At 61.1% G+C, this 7,472-nt stretch carries 9 protein-coding genes; 4 read left to right on the top strand and 5 right to left on the bottom strand.

What is annotated here, in order from left to right; genetic code table 11:
- Positions 1 to 459 (bottom strand): Gfo/Idh/MocA family oxidoreductase (locus BV106_RS05870; RefSeq protein WP_038161927.1); only part of this gene is annotated, 459 nt, incomplete at its 3' end.
- 180 nt (positions 460 to 639) lie between these two features.
- Here BV106_RS05870 and BV106_RS05865 point away from each other — a divergent pair.
- Positions 640 to 1,026, top strand: a complete 387-nt coding sequence (locus BV106_RS05865) for a hypothetical protein (protein ID WP_038161924.1) — start codon at positions 640 to 642, stop codon at positions 1,024 to 1,026.
- 381 nt (positions 1,027 to 1,407) lie between these two features.
- On the opposite strand, the gene BV106_RS05860 is transcribed toward BV106_RS05865, so the two are convergent.
- From BV106_RS05860 to BV106_RS05845, 4 genes are read right to left on the bottom strand one after another with little or no spacing between them, the layout of a single operon-like run.
- Positions 1,408 to 1,965, bottom strand: coding sequence for a hypothetical protein (locus BV106_RS05860; RefSeq protein ID WP_038161921.1), 558 nt, complete (start codon positions 1,963 to 1,965; stop codon positions 1,408 to 1,410).
- Between the two features lie 44 nt (positions 1,966 to 2,009).
- Complete coding sequence (locus BV106_RS05855; protein ID WP_038161918.1) at positions 2,010 to 2,657, bottom strand: hypothetical protein; 648 nt, start codon at positions 2,655 to 2,657, stop codon at positions 2,010 to 2,012.
- Complete coding sequence (locus BV106_RS05850; RefSeq protein WP_038161915.1) at positions 2,644 to 3,252, bottom strand: sigma-70 family RNA polymerase sigma factor; 609 nt, start codon at positions 3,250 to 3,252, stop codon at positions 2,644 to 2,646. The genes BV106_RS05855 and BV106_RS05850 overlap by 14 nt, the downstream gene beginning before the upstream one ends.
- A 55-nt stretch (positions 3,253 to 3,307) precedes the next feature.
- Complete coding sequence (locus BV106_RS05845; RefSeq protein WP_038161913.1) at positions 3,308 to 3,994, bottom strand: SDR family oxidoreductase; 687 nt, start codon at positions 3,992 to 3,994, stop codon at positions 3,308 to 3,310.
- A 72-nt stretch (positions 3,995 to 4,066) separates the two neighbouring features.
- Here BV106_RS05845 and BV106_RS05840 point away from each other — a divergent pair, with 72 nt between their 5' ends.
- The 3 genes from BV106_RS05840 to BV106_RS05830 all read left to right on the top strand — a co-directional run bounded on the left by BV106_RS05840 (position 4,067) and on the right by BV106_RS05830 (position 7,216).
- Entirely contained in the window at positions 4,067 to 5,251 is a 1,185-nt protein-coding gene (locus BV106_RS05840; RefSeq protein ID WP_051945208.1) for a hypothetical protein, read from the top strand.
- A 171-nt stretch (positions 5,252 to 5,422) separates the two neighbouring features.
- Positions 5,423 to 6,418, top strand: a complete 996-nt coding sequence (locus BV106_RS05835) for a sterol desaturase family protein (protein WP_038161910.1) — start codon at positions 5,423 to 5,425, stop codon at positions 6,416 to 6,418.
- Positions 6,419 to 6,481: 63 nt separating this feature from the next.
- Entirely contained in the window at positions 6,482 to 7,216 is a 735-nt protein-coding gene (locus BV106_RS05830) for a putative 4-mercaptohistidine N1-methyltransferase (RefSeq protein WP_038161907.1), read from the top strand.
- Positions 7,217 to 7,472 lie beyond the last annotated feature (256 nt).

Raw genomic sequence — 7,472 nt, 5'->3', positions numbered from 1 at the left:
CTCCTTGGCAGCCGCCATCACGACGCGGGCCTCGTGCACGTCCCGGGTCAGCGGCTTTTCACAATACACGTGCTTCTTCGCCCGCAGTGCCGGCAGCACGGCAAAGGCATGCGTGTGCTCGGCCGTGCTGATGACCGCCGCGTCATAGTCCATCTCTTTCGCATACAGTTCGCGGAAATCACGATACTTTCGCGCGTTCGGGTACTGCTGGGCTGCCGCATCCAGCGCCTGGGAGTTCACGTCACACAGGGCCACCACGTTGGTCAGGCCGCCGATCTCCTTGAGATTGGCCGCGCCGCGACCACCGCAGGCGATCACGACCGTGTTGAGCTTCCCATTGGGTGATTTCGACGAGACCACCGCCGGGAAGCCAAGCACGGCACCGCCGGTGGCAAGAAATCCGGACTTCAGGAACTGACGTCGCGTTTTGGAACGTGAGATGATAGTTTTGTGATTCATGGTTTTGCTTGCCGGGGTGCAGTACACGTACGTGGCGAGGCCACGCGTTTCGTCATGGGAATCACAAGAAGATGACCTCCCCATCCAGACTGGGATGAATTTTACCGATGCGGGCTCCGTCTGTATCTGGCAGGCTGGCCCCCGGCTCTCCATTCATCCGATCGCTCCGCTCCCATTCCTATGAAGAATCGCCTTCATTCCCTGGTCCTGCTGTGGCTCGCTCCCGTGGCACTGTTGACGGCCTGCAGCACGACTCCTGAGACCAAACTGGCCTCGGCCCCCGTGCGGTTCGGCATGACGAAGGCTGATCTGCAACGCCAGTTCGGCAGTCCCCTTCGGCTGGAGAAACAGCGCGATGGCAGTGAAAGCTGGTACTACAAATTCGGCATCCGCGAGGTGGAGACCACGCCGATCTATGAGGCGGAGACTTCCGACTACGAGCAATCGGTGACCGTGGGCACGAGCTTCAGCACGACCACGACCATCCAGGAAGCTCCCGTGCGCGTCTCGCGCTCCGGCAGAGTCTTCGGTGCGATTCCCAAAGGGCGAGTGGTATTGCCAGATTGAATGTGCCGGGCAACTTGCTACACAACTGAGCAAGGCCTGACACCGCACAAGGAGCGGCGGTTTGTGCTTGCACAACCGCCGAGGGAAAACGGAGTGCTCGATCGCCAAACAGCCACCACCTGATGTGGTCTTGCCGCTGCCTTCTTACTTGGAAACATGCTTCCTCCGGCAACCATCGGCGGTTGTGCAAGCACAAACCGCCGCTCCTTGGATTCTTTGGCGTCACAACCTTGATTCGGCAAAGGGCGCATCAGGATCTCAACCTAACCGCCCATGCACCCTGTATGAATCGCCAACGTCGGGCCTGTAGCCGCATCCTCTTCGAGGAAAAGCTCCTCAGGGTTCATGAGCCAACGCGCAATCAACTGACGCACTGACGCGTCACTTGCCCTTCTTCAGGAGCAGGACAAAGATGAGCTGGCCATCACGCCACTTGGGTCCGCCGATGAAGAGCGGGCTGTCGGGCTGCAGGAGAGTGTCGGTCTTCACGAGGACCTGCTGCCCCTGCCAAAACTGCAGGTGCAGATTCAGCCCGCCATTGGCGGCGGTGCCTTTGGAGTCCAGCTTGAGGAACACGTCGCGGGACGGCACCACCCAGGATTCATACTCACGAAAGACCACCTGGGAATGCTGACCCAGCACTTCGAACTGCGTGTAGGGGAAGGCCTTGGCGAGGCGCTTCGACAGATCAGGAAACTCCGGGGTGGGCGTCGCCGCTGCGCCATCCTGCTTTGGTTTTGAGGAGGCAAACACCAGCGCCCCCCAGACCTGACCGTCCTTGGCCGCGATGTCGGCACTGATCGGGGGCTTGGGAGCTGCTGCCGCTGCCGCTGACTCCGGGGCCTGAGCCCGGAGTGGGGCCAAGCTGGCCAGGAGCAGAGCACAGGCAAGACTGACCCGCGTCGCGTTCAGCAGGCGGGAGTTGGCAGAGACGTTCATGACAGGATCTGGAGCAGCGCGAGTCACCGGGAGCAGACTACTTTTCAATGGGCAGAGCGCCCCAGGACCATCGGCTTGCTGGCGGAATCCTTGGCCATGACCAGCAGCACACCGCCTTGGTCATCATAGAGGGTGGTGGTGGCCACCTGGGCATCCGTCTCACTGTGGTGCACGTTGATCCCCACGATGTCACGATCAGAAGGGATCGCCTCCAGACCGTTCAACACGAGCACCGTCGCCCCAGCATCCTTGTTGTGGTATGTGCTGGCTTCGATGCCCGACTTGGGCGTGTAGAAGCTGAGGACCTTCGTCTCCTCGCCCGGCTGGGCCGAAGGCATCACCAACATGCCGACCGCAAGGGCGGCCGCCGCCCCGGCGAAGATCCAGGGGGAACGCAACCACGAGAGCCAGGAGGTCCCGGTTCCGGCGGCTGCCGTGGACTTGACACGCTGGTCAGCGCGCTGATCCGCAGCGATCTGTTCCTGGATCTGCGAGTTGAAGAAGTCGGCATTGGGGAGCGGACGTTCCATGTCCACATTGGCACGCAGCAGGTTTCCGAGTTGACGCAGGGAGTTCGCCTCCTCGCGGAGAGCCGGATCGGCCTCCAGCATCGCCTCGAAGCGAGGGCGCTCATCTGCGCTCAATTCTCCATCCAGCCAGCGGGCCAGAAGTTGATCATCAGGCGTTTTCATAGGCGTCTTTGAGCAGTTCTTGAAGTTTTTTGCGTGCGTAAAAGAGGCGGGACATCACCGTTCCCATGGAGCTTTCCATGATCTGGGCGATCTCCTCGTAGCTGAACCCCTCCACCTCCCTGAGGAGGATGGCGGTGCGGTGGTCCGGGCTGAGTTGATCGATTGCTTGTTGTATACGCGTCCCGAGCTCCCGATTTTTAAGCGCTTCGTCAGGTCGGTGCTCTCCTTTGGGGACGGTCTCGGCTCCCGCTGCCACCCCGGCCTGGCGCTCGTCATCGAACTCTCCCGCCCCCTCGATCTTGCGCTTGCGAAGCCAGTCGTAGGTGGAGTTGTGAGCGATCCGGTAGATCCAGGTGTAGAACGAGGCATCGCCCTTGAACGACGCCAGAGCGCGCCAGGCCTTGATAAAGGCCTCCTGCGCCAGATCCCAGGCGTCTTGTTCATTCTGGACGAGATGGTAGCACATGCCGTAAACCTTTCCACGGTAGCGTGTCACCAGGCTGTCAAACGCCCGCGCGTCGCCAGCCTGAGCCCTCCGAACCAGGTCCGAGTCCGCAGCATCAACATCATTCAAGCTGCTGGGAGAAATGGACATGATTCGGTGGGCAATAAATGGACGCAGAGGCTCTGTCTTTTATTCAGCCGCAATGTTAGGGGGCTGTCAAAGATTTGCCATTGTCTCGGACGGAGAGACCCGCAATGAATGGCACCGCCCGTCGCGCCCAGGCCGCGGCATCTGGAAAACCGGCCGCCGAGTCGCCGAAGCAGCTTCGCAGCATCTCGGTATCGATGATGCCCGGGTTCAGGGCCACCACGGCCAGTTTGCCCCCCGTTTCCTGGGCCATGGCCTGGCTCAGTCCCTCGATGGCCCACTTCGTAGCGCAGTAGGAGGCCACCTCCGGGGCAGTACTGCGACCCCAGCCGGAGGAGAAATTGACCACCACGCCGCCCCCTTGAGCGATCATCGCAGGCGCCAGCCCCCGGATCATGGAGATCGTGCCTTTGACGTTCACATCCAGGATGTTAGCCACTTCGTCAGCGCTCAGTTCCCAGACCGGGGCGCTGCGATTGATGATGGCGGCATTGTTGATGAGCAGTTCCGGCGTCCCGTGGCTGGCCAGGATCCCCGCGCAAAAGTCCTCAACCTCGGCATCCCGGCCGACATCCACCTGGGAGAAGGCATGGGGAGCCGGATAGGCCCGGCGCAGCTCCTCCACAGCGTCCGCACTCCGGCAGCAGCCGGAAACGGTCCACCCCAGGGCCACAAAACCCTCCACCATCGCCCGGCCCAGGCCGCGGCTGACTCCTGTGATCACGACGTGTTTGGTCCGGCTCATAAGGGGTGATTTATGCACCCATCCCTTGGCGCTTCCACGTAAATCGGTTTACACCACCACCGACCACACGCCATGATCTCCGATATGCTAAACGACGTGCAGACCGCCGCCACCGGACGCAAGTTTCCGAAGTTCGACCTCGCCCGCCTCCTCCATACCGTGTTTGAGCCCACCTTCGGCCGGCGCGTCTGTATTTTGATTGATCTCCCGGACCTTTCTGAAGCCAAAGGCCTGGCGTTCCTGAACAACCCCGAGCGCAAGATCCAGCAACGCGCCCACCAGTACTTTTACCAGGGGCTCCACGGTGGTGTGATGGAGGAGTTGGCCCTCAAGGGCGGTGAAATCTACGCCTATGAGCAGACGGGTGGCAGCAACCTCGACCTCCCCGACCGCTGTGTGGACATGGAAGGCAAGGAACTGAGCCTCGAGAAGGACATCTACACGAACTACGACCTCATCCTCTGCATCTCCACCTTCAGCGCCACCGCCCCGCTGACCGCCTTCGCCAAGCAGTACGGCTTCCGTGGTGCGACGCTGCACGGACTGAATGAAGTAATCCTCAGCACGGGTCTGGCCGTAGACTACAACGAGGTGAGCGTGGATGCGGAAAAGCTCCGCAAGGCAATGACCAAGGCCGACTGGGTGGAAATCGATTTCACCGTGGACGGTGGCGAGGACATGACGGTCCGTCTGGAACTCAGTGGCCAGGAAGCCCAGAAGAGTCACGGTCTCTGTCGAGGCGATACGCCAGACATCGCCAACCTCCCGGCCGGCGAGGTGTATTTCGTCCCCACTGGCGCCGAAGGCACCTTCCCGCTCAAGTATGAAGACGGCACCCTGGGCAAGCTCACGGTGACCGGAGGATGCATCATCAAGTCAGAGCTGATTGAGGGCAGCCAGGCCACCATCGACGCCCACAACCAGAAGCTCGCCGACGATCCGATGACCGGCGTGCTGGGCGAGCTCGGTTTCGGCACCCAGGTGCTTCCGGTGTCCGGGGCCGACATTCAGGATGAAAAGGTGCTGGGTACCTGCCACTTGGCCACGGGCCGCGATGACCATCTGGGCGGCCACATCACTCCGGACCAGTTCAAGCGCCGCCAGAATGCGACGCATGACGACATCCTGTTTGCCCCGCACAAGACGCCGAACTTCGACATCAAGCAGGCGCGCATGAGCCGCGGAGGCAAGGTGGAGGTGTTGATCGAGCATTTCCAACCCGCCGCCTACCTCCAGGCCGCCCTCGCGGGGGCTTGAGCAGGCAATATGACCGCTCGTACGAAAGCGGATGAATTCTGATTCAGAAGGGCGCTTTTTACGAGCGCCCTTCTCTTTTCGGTGAAGGGGTGTGGTTTCACACGGTGCTTGGCGCGCCCTCTGGAAGAAGAAAAAAGGTCCCCCTACCGGTCTCCAAGCAATTCTCCCCCCATGTCCCGGCTGAATTCCCTGCTCGATTACCTGCTCTGGCCAGCCCTCTTCCTGGGTGCGCTCATCCCCACGGGCTTCGGCATTACCCACGGTCACGGCCCCCTGGCGTTTAACCTCACCTATCTGACCCTGGCAGGTCTCCTGTTTTGGCTGGAGAAGGTCCGCCCTCACGAGGAAGCCTGGCGGGAGTCCGATGGACAGGAAGTCACAGATCTGGCCCATACCCTCTTCACCAAGATCTCAGTTCAGGTGATCATCGTGTCCCTGACCAATCTGGGGATTGCCCACCAGTTTCGCGATCGCGAACCAGGCGGGTTCTGGCCCGCTCATTGGCCGATGTTTTTTCAGGTCTGCCTGGCCCTCGTGGTGGCCGAACTCGGCCTGTATTGGGCCCATCGGCTGGCCCATGAGTGGATGCCGCTCTGGAAGTTTCACGCCGTGCATCACAGCTCGAAGAAGCTCTGGTTCTTCAATACCGGCCGGTTTCATTTTGTGGACACCATCAAGAGCATGGTCTTCGCCACCCCGCTCCTCGCCTTGGCCGGGGCTCCCGGCGATGTGTTCATCTGGGGCAGCGCCATTACCGCCTACATCGGCGTGCTCACTCACTGCAACATCCAGATGCGCTTTGGTTGGTTGAGCCATGTTTTCAACACCCCCGGCCTGCATCGCTGGCATCACTCCATGGACCTTCGGGAGGGCAACAAGAACTACGGGGAGAACCTCGTGCTGTGGGACCAGATCTTCGGCACCTATTACGACGACAGCACGCGGCGCCCTCCCGCAGAGATTGGGATTCGCGAAGCCATGCCCAAGGGATTCCTCGGTCAGCTGGCCGCTCCGTTTTACTGGGGGCGCTATCAGGCGCAGCAGAAGGCAAAGGTGCCGGTGACCCCTCAAGCAACGGCATCGCCACTGGGAGAGAACGGAGGACAAGTCAGCACAGCCGACACACAGAATTCTGCACCCGAAGGTTTCCCGATGTCCGAAGCCTGAGGAGAGTTCCTGTTTGCATCTTATAGTCCCGAGCTGCCTTGTGTGCTCTGCCCAGATCCGACGATGAACATCTACGAAACTCCCAAACTCCTCAGCGAATACCTCCTCTTCCACTATGCTTCGGACGCTGAGGTGCTGCCGTGGGAGTTTGGCCCGTCATCCGCACTGGGCTTTGCCGTGCGTTCCGTGACGAAGCTGCTGGATCGTTCCCTGGTGCCGCCCAATGCCCGCGCGCTGGACTTGGGTTGCGCGGTCGGCCGGTCATCATATGAACTGGCCAAGGCCGCCGGCGAAGTGATCGGGATCGACTACTCCCAGAACTTTGTGGATGCCGCCGAGAAGATCCGCCGCGATGGCATGCACCCGTATCTGAGGATCGACGAAGGGCGGGCTCAAACTCCACTGAGTGCCCAGCGCCCAGAAGATGCTGCGATCTCGGACAAGATCCGGTTTGAGCAGGGAGATGCGATGAACCTTCGGCCCGACCTCGGCGGTTTTGATGTGGTTCATGCCGCCAACCTGCTCTGCCGGCTCACCGAGCCAACAAGGCTGTTAAACCGCCTGCCTTCTCTGGTGAAACCCGGCGGCCAGTTGTTGCTCACCACCCCCTGCACCTGGTTGGAGGAGTTTACACCCCCCGACCGCTGGCCCCAGGGTTCCACGTTGGAGTGGCTCCGGGGCGCGTTGTCCGAACACTTCCGGTTGTTGCACGAAGAAGATCTTCCGTTCTTGATCCGGGAGCACGCGAGGAAGTTCCAGTGGAGCGTGGCTCAGGGGACGCGGTGGGTGCGGAAATGAGAGATGGGGTGTGGCCTCTGGTCGGGTTTTCGGTTCCGGTTAGGCCTCCAATGTCGCAGGCCGCGGACATCTCCAAGCCACCCCGAAAGACTCATGACCTGGCGACGAAGTCGCTGTGGAGTGCGTACATGAAGCGCCGCTTTCGCGCCCCTCGTGGTCACCTCCGATTGAGCGAGCATCAGCAGCGGCACTGACCCGCTCAGTTTCGCGCCAGCGTCTTGGAGTGTCGGTGGCTCGACACCGCTTTCGCCAGCTG

This window comes from Verrucomicrobium sp. BvORR106 (assembly GCF_000739655.1).
Classification (GTDB): Bacteria; Verrucomicrobiota; Verrucomicrobiia; order Verrucomicrobiales; family Verrucomicrobiaceae; genus Verrucomicrobium.
This window is presented reverse-complemented; position numbering and strand designations above follow the sequence as displayed.

Coding starts and splice junctions, on each gene's coding strand:
- BV106_RS05845 (WP_038161913.1), bottom strand. CDS start 3,994: ATGAGCCGGACCAAACACGTCGTGATCACAGGAGTCAGCCGCGGCCTG.
- BV106_RS05840 (WP_051945208.1), top strand. CDS start 4,067: ATGATCTCCGATATGCTAAACGACGTGCAGACCGCCGCCACCGGACGC.
- BV106_RS05860 (WP_038161921.1), bottom strand. CDS start 1,965: ATGAACGTCTCTGCCAACTCCCGCCTGCTGAACGCGACGCGGGTCAGT.
- BV106_RS05855 (WP_038161918.1), bottom strand. CDS start 2,657: ATGAAAACGCCTGATGATCAACTTCTGGCCCGCTGGCTGGATGGAGAA.
- BV106_RS05835 (WP_038161910.1), top strand. CDS start 5,423: ATGTCCCGGCTGAATTCCCTGCTCGATTACCTGCTCTGGCCAGCCCTC.
- BV106_RS05850 (WP_038161915.1), bottom strand. CDS start 3,252: ATGTCCATTTCTCCCAGCAGCTTGAATGATGTTGATGCTGCGGACTCG.
- BV106_RS05865 (WP_038161924.1), top strand. CDS start 640: ATGAAGAATCGCCTTCATTCCCTGGTCCTGCTGTGGCTCGCTCCCGTG.
- BV106_RS05830 (WP_038161907.1), top strand. CDS start 6,482: ATGAACATCTACGAAACTCCCAAACTCCTCAGCGAATACCTCCTCTTC.